This window comes from Actinoallomurus liliacearum (assembly GCF_039542035.1).
Classification (GTDB): domain Bacteria; phylum Actinomycetota; class Actinomycetes; order Streptosporangiales; family Streptosporangiaceae; genus Actinoallomurus; species Actinoallomurus liliacearum.
Window position 1 is genome coordinate 123,730 of sequence record NZ_BAABHJ010000016.1, and the last position, 19,985, is coordinate 143,714.

Annotated in this window: 23 protein-coding genes; 13 read left to right on the forward strand and 10 right to left on the reverse strand. The window is 71.4% G+C overall.

The features are described 5' to 3' along the window. Positions 1-13: 13 nt before the first annotated feature. A complete protein-coding gene (locus tag ABD978_RS23295) occupies positions 14-655 on the reverse strand; it encodes a TetR/AcrR family transcriptional regulator (RefSeq protein ID WP_345358218.1) in 642 nt (213 codons plus the stop codon). Positions 656-749: 94 nt separating this feature from the next. On the opposite strand from ABD978_RS23295, the gene ABD978_RS23300 reads away from it, so the two are divergent. Then, a complete protein-coding gene (locus tag ABD978_RS23300; protein ID WP_345358221.1) occupies positions 750-1,136 on the forward strand; it encodes an ester cyclase in 387 nt (128 codons plus the stop codon). Between the two features lie 267 nt (positions 1,137-1,403). Here the strand turns inward: ABD978_RS23300 and ABD978_RS23305 are convergent, their stop codons facing one another. Further along, positions 1,404-2,126 carry a hypothetical protein gene (locus tag ABD978_RS23305; protein ID WP_345358224.1) on the reverse strand — a complete coding sequence of 241 codons (723 nt, stop codon included), beginning with the start codon at positions 2,124-2,126 and terminating at the stop codon, positions 1,404-1,406. 360 nt (positions 2,127-2,486) lie between these two features. Here ABD978_RS23305 and ABD978_RS23310 point away from each other — a divergent pair, with 360 nt between their 5' ends. Together ABD978_RS23310 and ABD978_RS23315 are read left to right on the forward strand one after the other, a co-directional pair. Continuing rightward, complete coding sequence (locus tag ABD978_RS23310; RefSeq protein WP_345358227.1) at positions 2,487-3,284, forward strand: helix-turn-helix domain-containing protein; 798 nt, start codon at positions 2,487-2,489, stop codon at positions 3,282-3,284. Beyond that, positions 3,272-3,442, forward strand: a complete 171-nt coding sequence (locus ABD978_RS23315; RefSeq protein ID WP_345358230.1) for a DUF397 domain-containing protein — start codon at positions 3,272-3,274, stop codon at positions 3,440-3,442. The genes ABD978_RS23310 and ABD978_RS23315 overlap by 13 nt, the downstream gene beginning before the upstream one ends. Before the next feature lie 208 nt (positions 3,443-3,650). Here the strand turns inward: ABD978_RS23315 and ABD978_RS23320 are convergent. Continuing rightward, positions 3,651-4,501 (reverse strand): IS5 family transposase gene (locus ABD978_RS23320; RefSeq protein WP_425550747.1). Its coding sequence is split into 2 segments (ribosomal slippage): positions 3,651-4,144 and positions 4,144-4,501, totalling 852 coding nucleotides; the frame shifts between segments, so codons are not numbered across the junction. 248 nt (positions 4,502-4,749) lie between these two features. Beyond that, positions 4,750-5,592 carry a helix-turn-helix transcriptional regulator gene (locus ABD978_RS23325; RefSeq protein WP_345358233.1) on the reverse strand — a complete coding sequence of 281 codons (843 nt, stop codon included), beginning with the start codon at positions 5,590-5,592 and terminating at the stop codon, positions 4,750-4,752. A 263-nt stretch (positions 5,593-5,855) separates the two neighbouring features. On the opposite strand from ABD978_RS23325, the gene ABD978_RS23330 reads away from it, so the two are divergent. Then, positions 5,856-6,878, forward strand: a complete 1,023-nt coding sequence (locus ABD978_RS23330; protein WP_345358236.1) for an aldo/keto reductase — start codon at positions 5,856-5,858, stop codon at positions 6,876-6,878. Between the two features lie 81 nt (positions 6,879-6,959). On the opposite strand, the gene ABD978_RS23335 is transcribed toward ABD978_RS23330, so the two are convergent. Further along, entirely contained in the window at positions 6,960-7,514 is a 555-nt protein-coding gene (locus ABD978_RS23335; RefSeq protein WP_345358239.1) for a NuoB/complex I 20 kDa subunit family protein, read from the reverse strand. Positions 7,515-7,598: 84 nt separating this feature from the next. On the opposite strand from ABD978_RS23335, the gene ABD978_RS23340 reads away from it, so the two are divergent. The 3 genes from ABD978_RS23340 (at position 7,599) to ABD978_RS23350 (ending at position 9,903) form a co-directional block, all read left to right on the forward strand. Then, entirely contained in the window at positions 7,599-8,498 is a 900-nt protein-coding gene (locus tag ABD978_RS23340) for a LysR family transcriptional regulator (RefSeq protein WP_345358242.1), read from the forward strand. Positions 8,499-8,647: 149 nt separating this feature from the next. After that, positions 8,648-9,046: a cupin domain-containing protein gene (locus tag ABD978_RS23345; protein ID WP_345358245.1), complete on the forward strand. Its 399-nt coding sequence runs from the start codon at positions 8,648-8,650 to the stop codon at positions 9,044-9,046. Between the two features lie 2 nt (positions 9,047-9,048). Continuing rightward, positions 9,049-9,903, forward strand: coding sequence for an NAD-dependent epimerase/dehydratase family protein (locus ABD978_RS23350; RefSeq protein WP_345358248.1), 855 nt, complete (start codon positions 9,049-9,051; stop codon positions 9,901-9,903). On the opposite strand, the gene pdxR is transcribed toward ABD978_RS23350, so the two are convergent. The 3 genes from pdxR to ABD978_RS23365 form a co-directional block, all read right to left on the reverse strand. Further along, entirely contained in the window at positions 9,896-11,290 is a 1,395-nt protein-coding gene (gene pdxR / locus ABD978_RS23355; protein WP_345358251.1) for a MocR-like pyridoxine biosynthesis transcription factor PdxR, read from the reverse strand. The two genes, ABD978_RS23350 and pdxR, sit on opposite strands and share 8 nt — an antisense overlap. 118 nt (positions 11,291-11,408) lie before the next feature. Then, complete coding sequence (locus ABD978_RS23360; protein ID WP_345358254.1) at positions 11,409-11,795, reverse strand: PPOX class F420-dependent oxidoreductase; 387 nt, start codon at positions 11,793-11,795, stop codon at positions 11,409-11,411. Positions 11,796-11,871: 76 nt separating this feature from the next. Further along, positions 11,872-12,465, reverse strand: a complete 594-nt coding sequence (locus ABD978_RS23365) for a dihydrofolate reductase family protein (RefSeq protein ID WP_345358256.1) — start codon at positions 12,463-12,465, stop codon at positions 11,872-11,874. A gap of 87 nt (positions 12,466-12,552) precedes the next feature. On the opposite strand from ABD978_RS23365, the gene ABD978_RS23370 reads away from it, so the two are divergent. Together ABD978_RS23370 and ABD978_RS23375 are read left to right on the forward strand one after the other, a co-directional pair. Next, positions 12,553-13,005: a winged helix-turn-helix transcriptional regulator gene (locus ABD978_RS23370; RefSeq protein WP_345358258.1), complete on the forward strand. Its 453-nt coding sequence runs from the start codon at positions 12,553-12,555 to the stop codon at positions 13,003-13,005. An 89-nt stretch (positions 13,006-13,094) separates the two neighbouring features. Further along, positions 13,095-14,105 carry an aldo/keto reductase family protein gene (locus ABD978_RS23375; protein WP_345358261.1) on the forward strand — a complete coding sequence of 337 codons (1,011 nt, stop codon included), beginning with the start codon at positions 13,095-13,097 and terminating at the stop codon, positions 14,103-14,105. Here the strand turns inward: ABD978_RS23375 and ABD978_RS23380 are convergent. Next, positions 14,083-14,736, reverse strand: a complete 654-nt coding sequence (locus ABD978_RS23380) for an NADPH-dependent F420 reductase (protein WP_345358264.1) — start codon at positions 14,734-14,736, stop codon at positions 14,083-14,085. The genes ABD978_RS23375 and ABD978_RS23380 overlap by 23 nt on opposite strands. A gap of 66 nt (positions 14,737-14,802) precedes the next feature. Here ABD978_RS23380 and ABD978_RS23385 point away from each other — a divergent pair, with 66 nt between their 5' ends. Beyond that, positions 14,803-15,291: a winged helix-turn-helix transcriptional regulator gene (locus tag ABD978_RS23385; protein WP_345358266.1), complete on the forward strand. Its 489-nt coding sequence runs from the start codon at positions 14,803-14,805 to the stop codon at positions 15,289-15,291. On the opposite strand, the gene ABD978_RS23390 is transcribed toward ABD978_RS23385, so the two are convergent. Next, positions 15,267-16,742 (reverse strand): glycoside hydrolase family 71 protein, encoded by a 1,476-nt coding sequence (locus ABD978_RS23390; RefSeq protein ID WP_345358269.1) that lies wholly within the window; start codon positions 16,740-16,742, stop codon positions 15,267-15,269. The two genes, ABD978_RS23385 and ABD978_RS23390, sit on opposite strands and share 25 nt — an antisense overlap. Before the next feature lie 137 nt (positions 16,743-16,879). Here ABD978_RS23390 and ABD978_RS23395 point away from each other — a divergent pair, with 137 nt between their 5' ends. Genes ABD978_RS23395 through ABD978_RS23405 form a run of 3 tightly spaced genes read left to right on the forward strand, consistent with a single transcriptional unit; the run spans position 16,880 to position 19,984 of the window. Next, a complete protein-coding gene (locus ABD978_RS23395) occupies positions 16,880-17,791 on the forward strand; it encodes an AAA family ATPase (protein ID WP_345358272.1) in 912 nt (303 codons plus the stop codon). Positions 17,792-17,793: 2 nt separating this feature from the next. Beyond that, complete coding sequence (locus ABD978_RS23400; protein ID WP_345358275.1) at positions 17,794-18,894, forward strand: vWA domain-containing protein; 1,101 nt, start codon at positions 17,794-17,796, stop codon at positions 18,892-18,894. After that, positions 18,887-19,984: an XdhC family protein gene (locus tag ABD978_RS23405; protein WP_345358278.1), complete on the forward strand. Its 1,098-nt coding sequence runs from the start codon at positions 18,887-18,889 to the stop codon at positions 19,982-19,984. Before ABD978_RS23400 ends, ABD978_RS23405 begins: the two co-directional genes overlap by 8 nt. Position 19,985 lies beyond the last annotated feature (1 nt).

Sequence of the window (19,985 nt, forward strand, 5' to 3'; positions counted from 1 at the left end):
CACTCACCTGCGCTCACCGAGGCTGGGACCGTAGCCCGTCGAGGATGAGCCGGGCGAGGTGTGCCGAGCGCTCGGGACTGGTCTCCGCGCCGGCGTGGCGGATCGCGGCGAAGGCGCCGGCGACCAGTGCCATCACCTCGTCAACGGTGACGTCGTCACGCACGATGCCGGAGGCGTGCGCGCGGCCGAGCAGGTCCGCGACATGGCGGGTGAGGTCCGCTGCGACGTTCGGCGCGGCGGTGCGCAAGTCGAACTCGGCGGCCGCGAGCGCGCTCTTGACCGCCGCGTTCTCGGCGCCGTTGGCCATCATCCGGGACAGCAGCGTGAACAGGGCCGTGGGGTCGTCCGTGGCGGCGAGCGCTTCCGCCTCCGCGACCAGCCGCTCGAGCTGATCGGTCGCGACGGCGAGATAGAGCGCCTCCTTGGTAGGGAAGTGCCGATGAACGGTGCCGGGACCGACATCTGCGCGGCGCGCGATCTCATCCAGCGAGACGCCGAGGCCTTCGGTCGCGAACAGGCGTTGCGCGGTGCGAAGCACCCGCTCGCGGTTGCGGCGCGCGTCGGCGCGCAGCCCACGGTCGCTCCCGGGAGCCGCCGGGACGGCCTTGTGAGGATGGCCGGACATGTCGATATCAGCATAACCGGGGCGGCGCACCGCTTATCATCGGAACCATAACCGGGGCGGCGCACCGGTTATGGGACCGCGCCGCTCACTGTGACCGGCCCCATCAGCCGTGAGGAGATCGCCGGTGACTACACGCGATGACGCCAGTGCCCTGATCCAGCGGATGCAGGAGTGCTTCAACACCCGGCGATTCGACCAGGCCGCCGACCTGCACACGCCTGGCTTCTTCAGCCATCCGCTCGGCACCACCGGATTTGCGGCGGGTAAGGACGCCTGGCGGATGCTCACCGCCCGGTTCCCCAGTATGCGTGTCGTCGCCCAGGACATCCTGGTCGACGGCGACAGGGCCGCCGTCCGCTCGACCGTCGAGGGGATCGAGACCCCGGACGGCGCGCAGCCCATGCTGTTCGAGATCTTCCGTTTCGACGACGGCCGGTTCGCGGAGATGTGGGGTGCCAGCACGGGATTCCCGCCCTCGATCAGTCCTGAGGACGTGCTCGGCCGACCCTGAGGGCTGCGCCGCCGGGGGCGTCAACGAGGTCAAGGCGGCGTGTGCCGAATGCTCGGCTAACCGGCCGTGAAAAGCGGCGAATCCCGCCTTTCCGCGCCTCCGATCCATTGGTCACCGAGCTTTTCGCGCCCGCATTGGCTGCCATCATCGCTGAAAGCGGGGTCGGCCAAAATGTCGGCGGCGCCTCCGAAGGCGCAACACCTGATGACGACGTTCGGCCCCCACTCCGTTTCGAGGAGTGGGGGCCGACGGGGATCGGGTGAGCCGCTACAGGGGGTGCTTCACGGCCTCCTGGAGCGCCTCGCGGTGGCCCAGCGCGACGTCGCCGGGCCGGTTGGCGTGGTGCAGCCCACGGTAGGACAGGTACAGGGCGGGGTTGATGTTCTTGTCGCGGGCGGCGACGATGACCTCCATCGCCTCCGCGTGCGACACCCCGTTCGCACCCAGGTAGATGTAGTCGCCGGCGAGCGGCGCGTACAGTTCGGGTCCGGTCACCGCGATCACCTCAAGGGTGTTCTCGTGGCTGCCGGCGTACTCGTGCACCCGGACGTACTGGTGCCCATCGACACCGTCCTTGAGCAGTTCGAGCGTCTTGGCGTGTGACCCGGTGGCACGGAACAGGGGGAGATAGCCCCATCCGAGGTCGTGGTTCTCGATGACGTCCTTCACCTGGTCGTGAGTGACGCCGGTGGCGACCCGACGGATGTCGACGTACGCATTACCGGCGCCCTTGCCGAGTTCCCGTTCGAGGGTGAGGATCTCGACCGACTCCGGGTGCGTCGCCACAGTCCGCATCCGGCGGTAGCGCATGAGGTCGAAGCCGCCGTCGACGATTTCGACCACCTGCGCGGTGGTGGCGACCTTCAGAACGGCGTCGCGGTCCAGCGGCGAGACCATCCCCAGACGGACGAGCTCGCGCAGCCGCGACGACATGATCAGGTCCTTGGGAGTCGGAACGCTCGGCGCCGGTGACGTGATGGTCTCGCTCATGGCAAGATCCCTTCGTTGTCTCTCGATTGTCGGTTTGTCGGAGATCGTCCCGGAAGTCGGGACGATCGCAACTCACCGGACGCCGAGCGACGCGCAATCCTTCTGCCGACCTCCCGCCACACGATCGACCGTGAGGGCGGTGCGTGCCGAATGCTCGGCTAATCGGCCGTGAGAAGTGGCGAATCCCGCCTTTCCGGACCTCTGGTCCATTGGTCACCGAGCTTTTCGCATCCGACGTGACGAATATCTGGACACGGAGCGTGATCATGTGCGTACGCTAGGGAGCGCTCCACTGTTACCGGGCGAATGGGACGCTTCCCATTTCGGGCGAAAGGGTACGGGTCGATGAGCGGAAACCGGATGACGGCACGAGTATTCGTCGCGAAGGAGCTTCGCCGCGCTCGCGAGGCGAAAGGGCTGAGCCGGGCGGCGGTGGGGAAGGCCCTCTTCGTCTCGGACTCCCTGGTCGCCGCGTGGGAGGTCCCGCGAATGCTGCCGAGGCCGGAGCATCTCGAACGCCTCATCCCGCTCCTCGGCACGAGCGACATCCTGACCCGCATCATCGACGAACTCGTCGCCGGCGAGGTCCCGCCCGAGTGGCTCGACAAGTGGCTGGTGGCCGAACGTCGGGCCACCTCGCTGCTGTCATTCCAGTCGACCGTGGTCCCGGGTCTGCTGCAGAACGAGGACTACGCCCGCGCGGTGCTGCGGGCACTTCCGCACGACATCGCCGACCTGGAGGACATGGTCAGCGCACGGCTGGACCGCCAGGCGATCCTTTCCCGGGAGGACTCGCCGCCCGTACTGGTCGCCGTCATCGCCGAAAGCGTGCTCGGCCAGAACGTCGGCGGCGCCAAGGTCATGGCCGACCAGCTCCTGCACCTGGCGGCCATGGCCAAGCGGGAGAACGTCATCGTCCAGATCGTCCCGGCGAGCGCCGAGGCGTGCGCCGGATTCACGGGTCCCTTCGCCATCGCGACCCTCGACGGCGGAGCCGAACTGGCCTACGTTGACAGTCAGCTCAGCGGAGAGGTGATCGGCAATCCCCACGACGTCGCGGCCCTGCGGCGAATGTTCGAGGTGTTCCGCGCGGACGCCCTCCCCAGGCGACAGTCGATCGAGTTGATCCGGAGGAAGTCGGAGCAATGGACGACCTGACGTGGCGGAAGCCGACTCGCAGCGGTTCGAACGGCGGCGACTGCGTGGAGCTGGCGGTGACGTGGCGAAAGGCCGCGCGGAGCACGGCCAACGGTGGCGACTGTGTCGAAGTGGCCGTGGTCGAGTGGGGCGGCGAGGGGGCGTCCGACCGCCCATGACGGTCCGGCGTCGTGGTGTGCTGATGGCTCGGCCGAACGGCGTCTGTGGATGGGCTGATCCCATTATTTCGAGGTAGCGAGCCGTTATCGACGAGCTTTTCGCTCAGTTGTCCCAATGCTTTCCGGCGAGTCGACGGTGCCGGTCGACTCGCCCTCGAACGTCACCATCACCGCGCGCCTCGGCGACGGCTAGGGCTTGTCCGGTGGATCACGTGGTGATCCACAGCAGTGCGGAGACCAGGGTGATGCCTGCCCGGTAGTGGCGGGCGAGCTTGTCGTATCGGGTGGCGATGCCGCGCCATTGCTTGAGGCGGTTGAAGCAGCGTTCGATGACGTTGCGGAGCCGGTAGATGCCCGGGTCGAACCCGCAGGGGCGGTGTCCGCGCCGTGTGCGGATCGCCTGCTGGTCGGATCGTTCGGGAATGGTGTGGGGGATTTGCCGGCCTCGAAGGTAGGTGCGGATCTTGTTGGTGGAGTAGCCCTTGTCGGCGATCAGCCGATCGGGCCGTATCCGGGGTCGTCCCGCGCCGGGCCGGGGGATGCGGATGGATTCGATGACCTGGACCAGGCGGGTGCAGTCGTTGATGTTGCCGGGCGTGATGCAGAACGCCAGGGGCAGACCGCGTCCGTCGCAGACCAGGTGGATCTTGGTGGTCAGTCCGCCGCGGGATCGCCCGAGCGCCTGGCGTGTCCGGTTCGTCCCTGCGTCATCCCCTTTTTGCGGGCTCCGGCCGCGTGCTGGTGTGCCCGCACGATGGTGGAGTCGACGCTGACGGTCCAATCCAGCCGGCCGACCGCATCGTCGTGGACCTGCAGATGGGCCAGGATCGCATCGAAGGTGCCGTCACCGGCCCACCGGCGATACCGCTCATAGACGGTTTTCCAGTTCCCATACCGCTCGGGCAGGTCCCGCCACGGCGCGCCGGTGGCCAGCTTCCACAACATCCCGTTCAGCACGGTGCGGTGATCCAGCCACCGCCCGCCGCGGGCCGGCTGGGCAGGCAGCAACGGCTCGATCCGCTGCCAGGCCGCATCGGTTAACTCATGTCGCCGGGCCATGACCCACCATCAAAGCCCGCCGCAAGATCGACCTCAGCCAAACGCCAAGATCCACCGGACAGGTCCTAGGCGGACAGCACCGTGACGCTCACCCCGTGATCCCGGAGACGGCCTGGCCCGTCCAGGCCTTCTTACCCGGGGGAGCCGTCAGTGCCGAGGATGTTCGTCGTCTCAGCGACGAACATCCTCGGCACTGACGATGCTGATCGCGGTCACGCCGCCAGGCCCGGCGCACCCGCCGAAGCGGTTCAGCCGGGGGTCAGATTCTGGAGGCCGATCACGCGCAGGAGCTCCAGCCGCTCGTAGGACTCGCTGCCCGGGCGGGCGGTGTAGACGACCAGCCGCTGGTCGTGCTCCGGGCTCAGCAGCACCTCGCAGTCCAGTTCCAGCAGGCCGACGACCGGGTGCAGGAAGCGCTTGACGTCGCTGCGGCGTACGGCGACGTGGTGGGCGTCCCACAGCGCCGAGAACTCCTCACTGCGGGCGCGGAGCCGGCGTACGAGCGCTGCCAGGCACGCGTCGTCCGGGCGGCGGGCGAGTGTGGCGCGCAGATCCGCCACCGCCGTGCGGGCGGCGCGGTCACGGTCATCGGCCGGGAAGAGTTCCCGTGCGGCGGGGTCCGTGAAGTAGCGCCAGACGACGTTGTGCTCCGCCTCGGGGCGGGCGGACGCGTCCCCGTGAAGCGCCCTGGCCATCGCGTTCTGCGCGAGGACGTCGCCGCGGTCGCTCACCACTCGGGCGGGGGTGTCGGTCAGCCGGTCGAGGACAAGGAGCAGGCCGGGGCGGACGTGCTCCGTGGTCGGCCGGTTGCGGGGAGGCTCCTCACCGGCCAGATGGAACAGGTGGTCTCGTTCGTCGTCGGTCAGCCGCAGCGCGCGGGCGACGGCGGCGAGCATCGGACGAGACGGGCGTGAGCCTCTGGCCTGCTCCAGCCGCGTGTAGTGGTCGGTGGACATGCCCGCCAGCTGCGCCACCTCCTCGCGGCGCAGTCCCGGGGTGCGGCGCCGTGCGCTCTGCGACAGTCCCACGTCGGCCGGGGCGAGCCGGGCGCGGCAGTGGCGCAGGAAGTCGGCGAGTTCGCTTCGGTCCACGCCTCCACCATGCCCTGTGACACCGGACGCAGCCAGGGACGGCCCGTCCCCGGATAAGGACGTCTCTTCCGCCGGCGCCCGTACCGCCGCAGGCTGGGAACCGGCTCGGCGGACCGGCGGCACCTGCGGGTTCGACGAGACGAGCACCGAAGAGCCGCCGCGTGGCACATGCGGCAGCCACACGACTGCCATATCCGCCTGGTGCGGATTCGCCGGCGTGGTAGCTCGTTCCGCTCCTTTCCGCGAAAAGAGGCATCTTCCGTATGCAGTACCGCACGCTCGGCCGGACCGGTATCAAGGTCAGTCCCTACGCGCTCGGCGCGTTGATGTTCGCGACGTCCGTCGGCAACCCCGACCCCGGCGACTCGGCCCGCATGATCCACAAGGCGCTGGACGCGGGGATCAACCTCATCGACACGGCCGACGCCTACCAGGACTCCGAAGAGATCGTCGGGAAGGCGCTCAAGGGGCGACGGGACGAGGTCGTCCTCGCGACCAAGGTGAGCCGTTCGATGGGTGACGACCCCAATCACCAGGGCGCCTCGCGGCGGTGGATCGTGACCGCGGTCGAGAACTCGCTGCGCCGCCTGCGGACCGACCACGTCGACCTCTACCAGATCCACCGGCCGGACCCCACCACGGACATCGAGGAGACGCTTTCCGCGCTCTCCGACCTGATCCACAGCGGGAAGGTCCGTGCGATCGGGACGTCTGGCATGCCGGCGTCCGACATCGTCGAAGCCCAGTGGGTCGCCGACCGGCGCGGTCTGGCACGGTTCCGCACGGAGCAGCCGCCGTACTCGCTGCTCAACCGCGGCATCGAACGCGAGGTGCTGCCGGTCGCCCAACGCCATGGGATGGGCATGCTGGTGTGGGGCCCGCTCGGGCAGGGACTGCTCACCGGGCGTGTCCGCAAGGGTGAGCCGAACGAACTCCGCCGCGCCGCCTTCGTCAAGCACGTCAACGACGAACGCCGTCTCGAAACCGTCGAGCGGTTCATCTCGCTGGCCGAGGAGGCCGGACTGCCGCTGACCCACCTCGCCATGGCGTTCGCGATCACTCATCCCGGCGTGACCAGCGCGATCGTCGGGCCGCGCACGATGAGCCACCTCGACGACCTTCTGGCCGGCATCGACGTGACGCTCACCGACGACGTCCTCGACCGGATCGACGAGATCGTCCCGCCGGGCACCGACGTCGGCACGCTCGACCAGGCGTACGTGCCGCCGGCCCTCCAGCAGGGGCGTCTCCGCCGCCGTCCTGCCGGCGAACGCGCCGCCGCCTGACGGACGGCCGTCGGTGCCGGGGATGTTCGTCGCTGAAACGACGAACGTCCCCGGCATCGATGACGCGGCGGAGCCGGAGCCTCAGTGGGCGGTCGAGCAGGCGTCGGCCAGGGGGAGTCGCGTCAGGCGGGCGCGTTCCTCGGCCACGATCTCCGCCCGTCGGTGCGCGCCCAGTCTCGTGTTCTGGACCTTGTCGTGCAGCTTGACGATGGCGTCCAGCAGCATCTCCGGCCGGGGCGGGCAGCCGGGCAGGTAGATGTCGACCGGCACGATGTGGTCGACGCCCTGGACGACGGCGTAGTTGTTGAACATGCCGCCCGACGAGGCGCACACGCCCATCGCGATGACCCACTTCGGCGCGGCCATCTGGTCGTACAACTGCCGCAGCACCGGCGCCATCTTCTGGCTCACCCGCCCGGCGACGACCATGAGGTCCGCCTGCCGGGGCGAGCCCGACGGGCGCTCCATGCCGAACCGCGAGAAGTCGTGCCGCGGGTCACCGACGGCCATCAGCTCCATGCCGCAGCAGGCCAGCCCGAACGTCATCGGCCACATCGACGACTTACGGGCCATGCCGGCCACCGCCTCGACGGTCGTGAGAAGGAAACCGCCGGGAATTTGCTCTTCGAGTCCCATAGCCCTTCCAGGCTGGCCGCGCCGGGAAGACCGATCAATGACGGATCGCGCCACGATCGTTAAGCGGGGCGACACAATGGGTGCATGGAGATGCGGGAGATCGAGGCGTTCCTGGATGTCGCCCGGGAGTTGCACTTCGGCCGGGCGGCGGCGCGGCTGGGCGTCTCCACGCCGCGCGTGAGCCAGGCGGTGCGCGCACTGGAGCGCCGGGTCGGCGGTCCGCTGTTCGAGCGCACCAGCAGGCGGGTCCGGCTGACACCGCTGGGCGAACACCTGCACGCCGAGCTCCGGCCCGCGTACGAGCGGATGGAGCGGGCGCTGCGGGAGGCGCGGCGCAGCGCGAGCACCGAGGTGCTCCGGGTCGGCGTCGCGACCAGCCTGCCCGACGCCGTGGTCGACGGGCCGATCCGGGCGTTCGGACGGGCCCGTCCGAACTGTGCCGTGGTGCGGTCCGCGCATCCCAACACCGACCCGGTCCGCTGGGGCGACGACTGGCCGGTGGACGTCTTCGTCGGCTGGCTGCCCGCCGATCTCGCGCTGGTCCAGGCCATGGGCTTCAGTGTCGGCCCGGCGTGGCTGCGCGAAGAACGCGCGGTGCTGGTGGCGGCCGGGCACCCGCTGGCCCGGCGCGTCGCCGTCGACGCCGAGGAGCTGACCGACCACGACATCCTGTATCCGAGCAACATGCCGGAGCAGGTCGCCGACCTGTGGATACCATCGGCCACCCCCGGCGGCGTCCCGTTCCGCCGGGTTCCCCGGCACACGTCCACGTCGCTGGAGGAGGCGATCGTCCTGGTCGCCGGGGGAGACGTGGTCCATCTGACGATCGCCGCCGTACGCCCGGACAACCCCCACGTCGTCACCGTGCCGGTGACCGGCCTGCCGCCGATGCTCTGCGCCCCGGTCTGGCCGGCCGGCACGGACAGCGCCGTGATCCGCGACTTCGCCCGGGTCACCGGGACGAGCGGAGCCCGATCGAGCTGACCGCTCCGCTCGGGACGCTCCGTCCCCGCGTCGGTCGGGGCCATCCCGGATGTCCGCGCCGGTGCCGTACGGAAGCGACCGACCGGTCCAGTGGAACGCGCGTCAAGTGGTCTATTTCCGTGAACCGGTGGCGGATTAGCGTCGGCGGCATGTCCACTCTCACGACCTTGATGCATCAGATTCCGCCCTTCCTCCCCGACGACGCCGAGGTGATGACCGCGACGATCGAGCTGCCGCCGGGCGACCCGGGTACGCCGCCGCACCGGCACTCGGGGCCGGTCTTCGGCTACCTGCTCGAAGGGGAGATGATGTTCGAACTCGAAGGCGAGCCCGAGCGGGTGATCCGCGCCGGTGAGGCGTTCTGGGAGCCCGGCGGCGACGTCATCCACTACCAGGCCGCCAACAACCTCACCGACGGATGGACGCGTTTCGTCGTCGTCATGATCGGCGTTCCCGGTGAGCCGATGCTGACCCCGGTCGACGAGGCCGAGCTCGAAGCGCGCCGCGACCGCCGCGCCCCGCGTCCGACCGCCGAAACGGGGGCCTGACCGTGCACGTCTTCCTGGCCGGCGCCACCGGTGTGCTCGGACGACGTGTCCTCCCTCGTCTCCGCGCCGCGGCCCACCAGGTCACCGCGCTGACCCGTACCGACGACGGCGCCGCCGCCATCCGTGCCGCGGGAGGCGTCCCCGTCATCGGGGACGTCTACGACCGGGAGGAGCTCGCACGCGTCCTCGGCAAGGCCGCGCCCGACACGGTGATGCACCAGCTCACCGACCTGCGCGAGGGCAGCAGCGACGCCAATGCCCGCATGCGCGAGACCGGCACGCGCAATCTGGTGGACGCGGCCCGCGCCGCGGGCGTCCGGCGCATCGTCGCGCAGAGCATCGCGTGGGCGTACGAGGGCGGCCCGGATCCGGCCGACGAGAGCACCCCGCTCGACCTGACCGCGGCCGCTCCGCGTAAGACGACCATCGAGGGCGTGGTGGCGCTGGAGAGCGCGGTGCGCGAGCTGCCCGAATGGGTGGTGCTGCGGTACGGGCTGCTCTACGGGCCCGGCACCTGGTACGCGCCCGGCGAGCTCATGGCCGGCAAGTCCCAGGCGGGCACGCTCGCCGCCGATGACGACGTCAGCAGCTTCGTCCACGTGGGGGACGCCACCACCGCCGCCGTCCAGGCCCTCGCCTGGCCGTCCGGCGCGACGGTCAACATCACCGACGACGAGCCCGCCCCCGCCCGCAAGTGGGTGCCCGTCTTCTGCGCGGCCGTCGGGGCTCCGCCGCCCGTGGACCGGCCCCCGGCTCCCCGGGCGCCCTGGGCGCGGGGAGCCGACAACCACTACGCGCGCAAGCACCTCGGCTGGGTACCGGAACACCCGTCGTGGCGCACCGGGTTCTTCACCTGACCTCGACGGCGTCGACGAGCTCGGCCAGCGTTTCCAACGCTCGTCGCCAGGCGTGCGGAGGAGGCGTGGCGTAGCCGAGTATGAGCGCGGCCTGCCGTCCGCCGACCGGCTCGTGCCAGTAGCCGGCGGTGTGCAGGCCGTGCAGGTGCAGCCCGGCGTAGCGGCCGGTGGCCACCAGCCGCCGCTCCTCCTCGACCGAGCCGACCGGCATCAGGGCGTGCAGACCCGCGGCCACCCCGTCCAGCGGGCGCGCGAGCCGTTCCGCGAGTTCCGCGCGCCGCCGCCGGTAGACCAGACGGACCCGCCGGATGTGCCGGTCGTAGTCGCCGCGCTCCAGCAGATCGGCGAAGGCGAGCTGGTCGATGGCGGGCACCGTCGCGCCGGTCTCCTCGACGGCCCTCAGCAGGGGCTCGCGTACCGCCGGCGGCACGACGAGCCAGCCGAGGCGCATCCCCGGGGCCAGCGACTTGCTGGCGCTCCCCGCGAAGACGACCCGGTCGGGGGCCAGCGCCTGCATCGCCCCGACCGGCTGCCGGCCGTAGCGGAACTCACCGTCGTAGTCGTCCTCGATCACGAAGCCGTCCCGCCGCCGTGCCCACTCGGTGAAGACGGCCCGGCGGTCCGGTGCCAGCACCACGCCGCGGGGATACTGGTGCGCCGGTGTGAGCAGCGCGGCCCCCACCTCCTCCGTCAGCCCCGCGGGGTCGGCGCCCTCGGCTCCGACCCTCAGCGGCACGATGTCCATCCCGGCCGCCCGCAGCAGCTCCCGATGCCGTGGCAGTCCCGGATCCTCCGTGGCCACGCACCGGACGCCCAGACTCCACAGCGCACGCCCCAACAGCGCCAGCCCGTGGGCGAACCCCACCGTCACCACCACCGAGTCGGCGCCGGCCCGCACCCCCCGCGTACGGGCGACGTAACCGGCGATCGCCGACCGCAGCGCCGGCAGCCCGCCGGGCTCCCCGTAGTCCCATGCCGCCGGGTCGGCCGACGCCGACACCCGCCGCACCGCCGAGGCCCACGCCGTACGCGGGAACGAACTGAGGTCCGGCCGTCCCGGCCGTAGATCGATCTCTGGACCGGGACGGCTCGCCCGCCGCTCGACCCGCGGTTCGACCTCCACCATCCCGACGTCGGCCACCCAGGTGCCCGACCCCGACGTTCCCGCCAGCCACCCCTCGGCCATCAACTGGCCGTAGACCTGAACGACCGTCCCTCGGGACACCCCGAGATCGGCCGCGAGACTCCGGCTCCCCGGCAGCCGGGTGCCGGCCGAAAGCCGCCCGGAGCGCACCGCCTCACGCAGCGCCGCTTCCAGGGCCCGCCCGACCCCGCTGCCGCATGGCACGTCCAGGTGCAGGTCAAGACCGAGCCCGCGCTCACCCATCCCAGCCTCCGTCCCAGGCCGCCGTCCTCCTGGCGATCACCGCCTATTCCATCCTGGCCACAGACCGGGGATCAGCGCGGGTATCCCGTCACCTGCCGGCGCGATGGGACGACGCGTCTCAGCCCACGCTCTGTCGGTCGGGCTCGATGAGCGCGACGACCCGCTCCTCGTCGCGCGAGTAGGGGCCGCCGATGTACTTCGTCGAGATCCGATCGATGATCTCCCAGGCGGCGTCGCCCTCCACCCATTCGACGACCCTGCCGCGGACGATGACCGGCTGGAACGGATTGTCGGCCGGCGTCAGGGAGAGCGCGACCCGCGGGTCGCGCCGCAGGTTGCGGGCCTTGCGGGAGTCCGGGCCGGTGAGGATCGCGACGTGGTCGCCTTCCGTGCCGACCCAGACGGGAACGGAGTGGGGAGCGCCGTCGGGAAGAACGCTGGCGAGGTGGGCGAGCGAGGTGCCGTCGAGCACGCGGCGTACGTCGAGGTTCAGCATCGTGGTCATCTCCTGGCGTGGGTTCTGCCGATGTCGTGGACGACGACCTCATCGCCGATCATCGCGAGGCCGTCGGTGATGAGGATCAGCGCTCGACCTCGTAGTGGAGGTGGGTGACGCCCGGGGCGGGCACCACCTCGACGAGGCGCAGCCGGACGTGCTCGGGCAGCTCCTGGAAGTAGGGACGGCCGGCGCCGAGCAGGACCGGCACCTGGTGGAGGACCAGCTCGTCCACCATCCCCGCCTTCAGGGCCTCGGTCACGACGCCGCCGCCCATGAGCGCGACGTCCTTGTCGCCGGCCGCCTCGCGGGCCGCCGCGACCGCCTCGCCGATCCCGGCCGTGACCAGTGTCTGGCGGTCGGTCATCTCCGGCGCCGGCCGGTGGCTGAGGACGAAGAGCGGGGCCGCCGGGTGCGGACTCCCGCCACCGAAGCGGTCGGAGTCCTCGTAGGTGTTGCGGCCGGCGACGACGGCGCCGACGCGACCGGCGAGGGCGTCGAAGACCCGGGCGCTGGGCTCGCTGAGCTTGAAACCGCCGAACACCCGGCTGGGGGTGTCGCCGTCGAAGTACCAGTCGAAGAGCATCCCTCCGTCACCGAGCCCTCGCCCGGGGCCGGGACCGCGACCGGTGACGTACCCGTCGGCCGAGACCGCCATCGCGCTGAAGACCTTGCTCATCTCCACCCCTTCCGAGTTCCTTCAAGAGACGCCACGACAGTAACAGGTGGAGTTCCGTAAGGGAACTCCAATCGTTAGACTGCTTCCATGCAACGCACGAACTTCGGGGAGATGGCCTGCTCCATCGCGCGCACCCTCGACGTGATCGGAGAGCCGTGGTCGCCGCTGATCCTGCGGGACGTGTGGGTCGGGGTGAGCCGGTTCGACCAGCTCCAGGCCGACCTGGGAATCTCGCGCAAGGTGCTGACCGAGCGGCTCAACCACCTCGTCGACCAGGGCGTGCTCGAGCGCCGTCCCTATGACAAACGGCCGCGCTACGAGTACCGCCTGACGGAGAAGGGCGCCGAACTCGTCGACCTGCTCATGGTCATGGTCGGGTGGGGGGACAAGTGGCTCGCGGGCGAGGCCGGCCCGCCGGTGCTCTACCGCCACCACGCGTGCGGTGAGATCAGCGGTGTCGACCTGCGCTGCGCCCACTGCGGCGAGCCGATGCACGCCGGCGACGTCGACCTGCTGCCGGGCCCCGGCGCTGCCGTGTGACCGAGGCGGCGTCCACAGACTCCAGCGTGGGTCGATGCCGCTGGTAGGCGGACCGGGGCGGTCGTCGGCGTGTCGTTACGATGATCGTCGTGGAGCATCGATACCTCGGGCACAGCGGCCTGAAGGTCAGCGAGATCATCTTCGGGAACTGGCTGACGCTGGACGGCCAGATCGCGGAGGACACGCAGGCGGCATGCGTCCGGGCGGCCCTGGACGCCGGCATCACGACGTTCGACACGGCCGACATCTACTCCCGGGGACATGCCGAGGAGGTGCTCGGCCGCGCGCTGGCCGGGATCCGCCGCGAGTCACTCGTGATCGCGACGAAGGTGTGCCTGCCGACCGGTCCGGGCCCGAACGACCGGGGGCTTTCTCGCAAGCACATCATGGAGAGCTGCCACGCATCCCTGCGGCGGCTCCGCACCGACTACGTCGATCTCTACCAGGCGCACCGCTTCGACGGGAACACTCCGCTCGAGGAGACCATCCGCGCGTTCGCCGATCTGGTGCGGCAGGGGAAGGCGCTCCACATCGGGGTGTCGGAGTGGACGGCCGCCCAGATCGAGAAGGGGCAGGAGCTCGCCCGCCCGCTGGGGGTGCCGCTGGTGTCCAACCAGCCGCAGTACTCCATGTTGTGGCGCGTCATCGAGCCGGAGGTCGTGCCCATGTGTGAGCGCCTCGGCCTGAGCCAGATCGTGTTCTCCCCGGTCGCCCAGGGCGTTCTCACCGGCAAGTACCTGCCCGGCCGCGAGGCCCCCGCGGGGTCGCGGGCCGATGACGCACAGGGTTCGCGCTTCGTCAGCCGCTACATGTCCGACACGGTGCTCGAACGGGTCCAGCGGCTGCGGCCGATCGCCGAGGAGGCCGGGCTCACGATGGCCCAGCTCGCCGTCGCCTGGGTCCTGCGGAACCCGAACGTCGCCGCGGCGATCATCGGTGCCTCGAGGCCCGAGCAGGTCGCCGAGAACGCCGCCGTCGGCGGGCGGCGTCTCGACGACTCGATCATGAAGCGGATCGACGAGGTGCTCGACGAACTCGTCGACCGCGATCCCGCCAAGACCGCGACGATGTTCGCCGTCATGCCGGCCTGGCGCCGCTGACCTCCGGTTCGGGCGAGGGGAGGGCGGAGCGCGGATCGACGCCGGCGATGTGCAGGCCGATCACGTACGCCGCGGTGGCCTCCAGGACGCCGGCCCGGTCGAGGTCCCCGGCGTCGGCCGGGACGCAGCCGAGATCGGTGATCAAGGTCCGTACCGCCGCCAGGGCGCCGGAGTCGTCGCCGCAGACGGGCACGGTCAGCGGGCGGCCGTCGACCCGGGGCGGCGTCATCCGCCACATCGCGTCGGGGCACAGGTTGAACGCCTTCACCACGTGGGCGCCGGTCGCGTCGGCGATCCGCCGGGCGACGGACGGCCCGGTGCCGGTGGCGAGCGTGACGCCCGGATGCACGATGCCGTTCACGCAGTCGATCACCGTCCGCCCGCGCAGGACGTCCCCGACCTGCCCGAGGACCTCTGCCACGCCCTCGTACGCCACCGCGAGCAGCGTCACGTCGCCGAAGGCGGCCGCCTCGCGCAGGCCGCCCGGGAGAGCGCCCGGTCCGATCTCCGCGGCGCGCTTCGCCGCCTTGTCCCGATCGCGCGCGCCGACGAGCACCTCGTGCCCCGCACGCGCCCACTGGGCGCCGAGCGCGCCCGCCATGTTCCCCGCTCCGAGGATTCCGATTCGCATGGGCGCGACACTAGGAGTTCCGATGGGCACCGATCGGTGCCCGGCCGATGCGGTAAGGACTTAGGGATGGACCGGGATCTCCTCGCCGACTGCCAGACGCGGCTGGCGTTCGACCTGCTGGCGAACACCTGGAACGCCGTCGTCATCTACGCGCTGCGCCACGGGCCCGGGCGGCCGGTCGAACTGCGCAAGGTGATCGGCGGCATCAGCGGCAAGGTCCTCACCGAGACACTGCGCCGGCTGGAGGACGACGGGCTGGTGACGCGGCGCGCGTACGCCGAGGCGCCGCCGCGGGTCGAGTACGAGCTGACCGAGGCTGGTCGCGGCCTGCTGGAGCCGATCGAGGCGTTCGGCCGCTGGACCGAGGAGTACGCCGACGCGGTGGTGGCGGCCCAGGAGCGCGCGGCCCAGGAGCGCGCGGCCGTCCGCCCACCGGAGGACGGCCGGCGGGCCGGCGACGCGAGCCGCCGGCCGGAGGACGCCGTACGGACCGGCGACGGGAACCGCCGGTCCGTGCCGGGCTCAGGGGCCTACCGGCCGCTGGTCACGCCGTAGTACTGCTCGTCCTGGACCTGCGGCTTGGCGGTCACGGTGAACGGCGAGGTGACCTTCGCCGTGACCGTGCCGTTCCGCGTCACCGAGACGCTGTTCGTGCCCGCCTTCAGGGGGAAGGTCTGGACGTGCAGACCCGCCGGCGCGCTGTACGTGTGGGCGGTGCCGCCGATCGTCGCGGTGACCGTCGCGGCGGCGGTCAGCATCGTGAGCACCTCGACCTGGTCGCGGGCGGGCGTGCTGCCCGAGCGCAGCGTCATGAGCTTGGTCTCGGCGAACGTCGGCTTGGCCGCCGCCGGCTGGACGCGGTGCGTGACGTACACGACGTCCTTGGTGATGGTCGGGTACTTCCCGGTCTTCAGCCGGGTGAGGTAGTACGACGACAGGTCGAGGTAGGTCCACCCGTGCTTCGCCGAGGGCGAGAGCTGCGCGCCTTCGGAGTAGTCGTTCCAGGTGGGGATCTGCACCCAGTCGGCGCCGTTGATCGCCGCGTTCCAGGTGACCCGCAGGTTCTCGGTGTTGCCGGCCTCGTCGTACTTGCCCTGGTTCGGCCGTTCGTCCTGGACCGAGACGGGCTGCATCCATTTCTTGCCGAGCTGGTGCGCCTTGGTGATGTTCGCGGCCAGGCTCGCGTTGGCGGCCGGGTTCCGGTTCCCCCAGTTGGAGAAGCCGTAGCTGATCGGGGCGAAGGCGCTCGCGTTCGAACCGAAGTTGAGGAAGCAGGGGACGAGGGCGACCTCGATGCCGTACTTGTCGCGCATGATGGTCATCCAGGACGACCACCACGCCGCGGTCCTGCCCTCGGCCTTGAACGGCGAGACGACGAGCCGCTTGTCGGCGAGGTGGTAGACGGCGGGCGACTTGGCGACGCTCGCGACGGCGGCCGCGAGCGTGGCGGCGTCCACGTTCGCGAGGCCGTTCATGTCGGGCATCAGGACGATCTTGAAGCCGGGGTCGACCTGCTCGGCCGCCTGGATGAGCAGCTTGACGCGGGCCCAGTTGGGGCTGGAGGAGCTGACCGACAGCAGGTCCACGGTGAAGCCGTCGAGACCGGCCGCGGCGGCGCGCCGGACCTCCGTCTTCATGTCCTCCAACTGCCAGTTTCCGCTGATCGGGGCACGGCCGATCGGCCGGTCCCGGAGCAGCCCGCCGTAGGCCGCGTGCTTGCCGCTCTCACCGGTCGGCGACAGGTAGTTCCTGGTGTAGTAGTCGCCCGCCGCGTCCTTGTTGTCCAGGGAGACGGGGTAGGGCGTGAAGTAGTGCGCGAAGACCTTGTGCCCGGAGGAGCGCAGGACGCTCTGGGCGGGCAACTGGAACGGGAGCGGCCCCGTGTTCGCCGCCGCGCCGGCCGCGGTCTGCGACGCCTGCTGCGCCGGCGAGCACGCGGTCGTGGCCATCCCCACCACCAGGAGCGCCGCCGCGGCGGTGCCCATCACCGGAGATCTCCAGCCCATCGAACGGCTCCTCGCCATGGTCGCTCTTTTCATGATCATCGGAGCGTAGTGTGCACCGTCCACAGATTCCGGCAGTTCCGACAAGACGGCTATTTCGGGTACGGTGCGCGATCTGGCGGGCGAAGTAGCCTTGAGGCGTGCCGCACCCCACGACGTTCCCGGCATCCGACCTCACCTCGCCGGCGGCCTTGAGCGAGGCCCTGAACCGGCATGCCTACCTCGCCGACGAGGGGCTCGCCACGGCCTGCTTCCTGAGCCTGCGCATGAGCCGCCCGCTGTTCCTGGAGGGCGAGGCCGGCGTCGGCAAGACCGAACTGGCCAAGACGCTCGCCACCGTGCTCGACGTCCCGCTCATCCGGCTCCAGTGCTACGAGGGCCTGGACGCCGCACAGGCGCTCTACGACTGGGACTTCCCGCGCCAGTTGCTGCACCTGCGCGCCGCCGAGGCCGCGGGTGTGACCGACGTGCAGCGGCTGGAGTCGGAGCTGTACGACCGGCGGTTCCTCGTCGCCCGGCCGCTGCTCCGGGCGCTGGAGACCTCCTCGGCGGAACGGCCGAGCGTGCTCCTGGTCGACGAGATCGACCGCGCCGACGACGAGTTCGAGGCGTTCCTGCTGGAGGTGCTGAGCGACTTCACGATCTCGATCCCCGAGCTGGGCACCGTACGGGCCGAGCGCCCGCCCGTCGTCATCGTCACCTCGAACCGTACGCGCGAGGTGCACGACGCGCTGAAGCGTCGCTGCCTCTACCACTGGCTGGAGCACCCGGGGTTCGACCGGGAGGTCGCGATCATCCGGCGGCGGCTGCCGGAGGCGTCCGAACGGCTCGTCCGCCAGGTCGCCGGCGCGGCCGCCCGGCTTCGCGGCCTCGACCTGCTGAAGACGCCCGGGGTCGCCGAGAGCCTCGACTGGACCGAGGCGCTGGTCGCCCTCGGCGCCCGTGAGCTCGATCCCGACATCGCGGCCGGCACGCTCGGCGCCGTCCTGAAGTACCGGGAGGACACCGAGCGCGTCGCCAAGGGCCTCGACGCGCTGCTCGACGGGTCCTGACGATGGGCGTGCCGCGCGACCTGGTCGAGACGCTGACCGGCTTCGCCCGTACGCTCCGCGCCGCCGGCGTGCCCGCCGACCCCGAGCGGCTTCAGGCGATGATCGGCGCGCTCGACCGCCTCGACGTGCGGAACCCGCGCGATGTCTACTGGGCCGGCCGTCTCACCCTGTGCGCCGACCCCGCGGACCTGCCGCGTTACGACCGGTGCTTCGCCGCGTACTTCTCCGGCGAGTCCGCCTCGGTGCGCCGCGTGTCCCGGTCGCCGGTCCTCACCGCCCGGCCCGCCGCCGGGTCCGAGGGGGAGGGGACCGAGGGGAGCGGCGACCCGAGCGTGACGGCCGCGAGCGCGGCCGAGGTCCTGCGCAGACGCGACGTCGCCCGGCTCAGCGCGGCCGAGCGGGAGGAGGTGCGGCGGCTCGTCGCGCTGCTCGACAACGTCTCGGCCCGCCGCCGCTCCCGGCGGTTCGCCCCGGCCCACCGGGGCCGTCTCGACCCGGGCCGGACGGTCCGCGCCATCCTCCGGCGCGGCGGGGAGATCTCCCGGCCGCACCACCGCGCGCACCGGACCCGCCCGCGCCGGGTGGTGCTCCTCATCGACGTCAGCGGGTCCATGAGCCCGTACGCCGACGTGCTCCTGCGGTTCGCGCACGCCGCCCTGCGCTGCGCACCGCGCAGCACCGAGGTGTTCACGGTCGGCACGCGGCTGACCCGGGTCACCCGGGAACTGCGGCACCGCGAACCCGACGCGGCGATGGCGGCGGTGTCGTCCGCGATCCCCGACTGGAGCGGCGGCACCCGGCTGGGCGAAGAGCTGAAGGAGTTCCTGGACCGGTTCGGTCAGCGGGGCATGGCGCGCGGCGCGGTCGTCGTGGTGGCCTCGGACGGCTGGGAACGCGGTGACGCTACGCTCTTGGGCGCGCAGATGGCGCGGCTGCGGCGGCTCGCCCACCGGGTGGTATGGGCCAACCCGCACAAGGCCCGGCCGGGGTACGAACCGCTCACGGCCGGGATGGCGGCGGCCCTGCCGCACGTCGACGACTTCGTGGCCGGGCACAGCCTGGCCGCCCTCGAGGAACTGGCGGGAGTGATCGGCGATGCGTGACGTCCTCGGCGAGGTCCGCCCCTGGTACGCGGCGGGGGAGACGTTCGGCCTGGCCACGGTCGTGGACACGTTCCGCAGCGCGCCGCGCCCGCCGGGCGCAGCCATGGCGGTGTCGGCCGCGGGCGAGGCCGTGGGCAGCGTGTCCGGCGGTTGTGTCGAGGGCGCGGTGTACGAGCTGGCGCGCGAGGTCATGGAGACGGGCCGGCCGGTGGTGCGGCGGTACGGCGTCAGCGACGACGACGCCTTCGCCGTCGGCCTGACCTGCGGCGGCATCCTCGACGTGCTGGTCGAGCCGGTCGGCCCGGCGACGTACCCGGAGTTCGCGGACGTCGCGGCGTCCATCGAACGGCACGAGCCGGTGGCGGTCGTGACGGTCGTCGACGGCCCTCGGGAGACCGGTGCCCGGCGGATCGTCTGGCCCGACCGCGTGGCGGGCTCGTTGGGGCTCGAACGGCTGGACGCCGCCGTGGACGACGACGCCCGCGGGATGCTCGCCCAGGGCCGCACCGGCATCCGCCGCTACGGGCCGGACGGCGAGCGACGCGGCGACGAACTGTCCGTCTTCGTGCACTCCTTCGCGCCCCCGCCGCGGATGCTGGTGTTCGGCGCGATCGACTTCGCCGCGGCGGTCGTCCGCGTCGGCAGGTTCCTCGGCTACCACGTGACCGTGTGCGACGCCCGTCCGGTCTTCGCCACCGCCAAGCGGTTCCCCGACGCGGACGAGGTGGTCGTCAAGTGGCCGCACCGGTTCCTGGCCGAGACGGAGGTGGACGAGCGCACGGCGATCTGCGTGCTCACCCACGACCCGAAGTTCGACGTGCCGCTCCTGGAAGTGGCGCTGCGCACCCCGGCGGGCTACATCGGCGCGATGGGCTCCCGGCGCACCCACGACGACCGGCTGAAGCGGCTGCGCGACGCCGGCGTGACCGAGGACGAGCTCGCGCGGCTGCGCTCGCCCATCGGCCTGGACATCGGCGCCCGTACTCCGGAGGAGACCGCGGTGTCGGTGGCGGCCGAGCTCATCCGGCTCCGCTGGGGCGGCACCGGGCGTCCCCTCAGCGAGACGGAGGGCCGGATCCACGGGGAGTGAC

What these genes read in the sequence shown, in the direction of transcription:
- pdxR (WP_345358251.1), bottom strand. Translation starts at nt 11,290, where the DNA reads ATGGGTGAGCGCGGGCTCGGTCTTGACCTGCACCTGGACGTGCCATGC.
- ABD978_RS23400 (WP_345358275.1), top strand. Translation starts at nt 17,794, where the DNA reads ATGGGCGTGCCGCGCGACCTGGTCGAGACGCTGACCGGCTTCGCCCGT.
- ABD978_RS23365 (WP_345358256.1), bottom strand. Translation starts at nt 12,465, where the DNA reads ATGAGCAAGGTCTTCAGCGCGATGGCGGTCTCGGCCGACGGGTACGTC.
- ABD978_RS23405 (WP_345358278.1), top strand. Translation starts at nt 18,887, where the DNA reads ATGCGTGACGTCCTCGGCGAGGTCCGCCCCTGGTACGCGGCGGGGGAG.
- ABD978_RS23340 (WP_345358242.1), top strand. Translation starts at nt 7,599, where the DNA reads ATGGAGATGCGGGAGATCGAGGCGTTCCTGGATGTCGCCCGGGAGTTG.
- ABD978_RS23380 (WP_345358264.1), bottom strand. Translation starts at nt 14,736, where the DNA reads ATGCGAATCGGAATCCTCGGAGCGGGGAACATGGCGGGCGCGCTCGGC.
- ABD978_RS23335 (WP_345358239.1), bottom strand. Translation starts at nt 7,514, where the DNA reads ATGGGACTCGAAGAGCAAATTCCCGGCGGTTTCCTTCTCACGACCGTC.
- ABD978_RS23345 (WP_345358245.1), top strand. Translation starts at nt 8,648, where the DNA reads ATGTCCACTCTCACGACCTTGATGCATCAGATTCCGCCCTTCCTCCCC.
- ABD978_RS23390 (WP_345358269.1), bottom strand. Translation starts at nt 16,742, where the DNA reads ATGGGCTGGAGATCTCCGGTGATGGGCACCGCCGCGGCGGCGCTCCTG.
- ABD978_RS23315 (WP_345358230.1), top strand. Translation starts at nt 3,272, where the DNA reads ATGGACGACCTGACGTGGCGGAAGCCGACTCGCAGCGGTTCGAACGGC.
- ABD978_RS23305 (WP_345358224.1), bottom strand. Translation starts at nt 2,126, where the DNA reads ATGAGCGAGACCATCACGTCACCGGCGCCGAGCGTTCCGACTCCCAAG.
- ABD978_RS23330 (WP_345358236.1), top strand. Translation starts at nt 5,856, where the DNA reads ATGCAGTACCGCACGCTCGGCCGGACCGGTATCAAGGTCAGTCCCTAC.
- ABD978_RS23370 (WP_345358258.1), top strand. Translation starts at nt 12,553, where the DNA reads ATGCAACGCACGAACTTCGGGGAGATGGCCTGCTCCATCGCGCGCACC.
- ABD978_RS23310 (WP_345358227.1), top strand. Translation starts at nt 2,487, where the DNA reads ATGACGGCACGAGTATTCGTCGCGAAGGAGCTTCGCCGCGCTCGCGAG.
- ABD978_RS23360 (WP_345358254.1), bottom strand. Translation starts at nt 11,795, where the DNA reads ATGACCACGATGCTGAACCTCGACGTACGCCGCGTGCTCGACGGCACC.
- ABD978_RS23385 (WP_345358266.1), top strand. Translation starts at nt 14,803, where the DNA reads ATGGACCGGGATCTCCTCGCCGACTGCCAGACGCGGCTGGCGTTCGAC.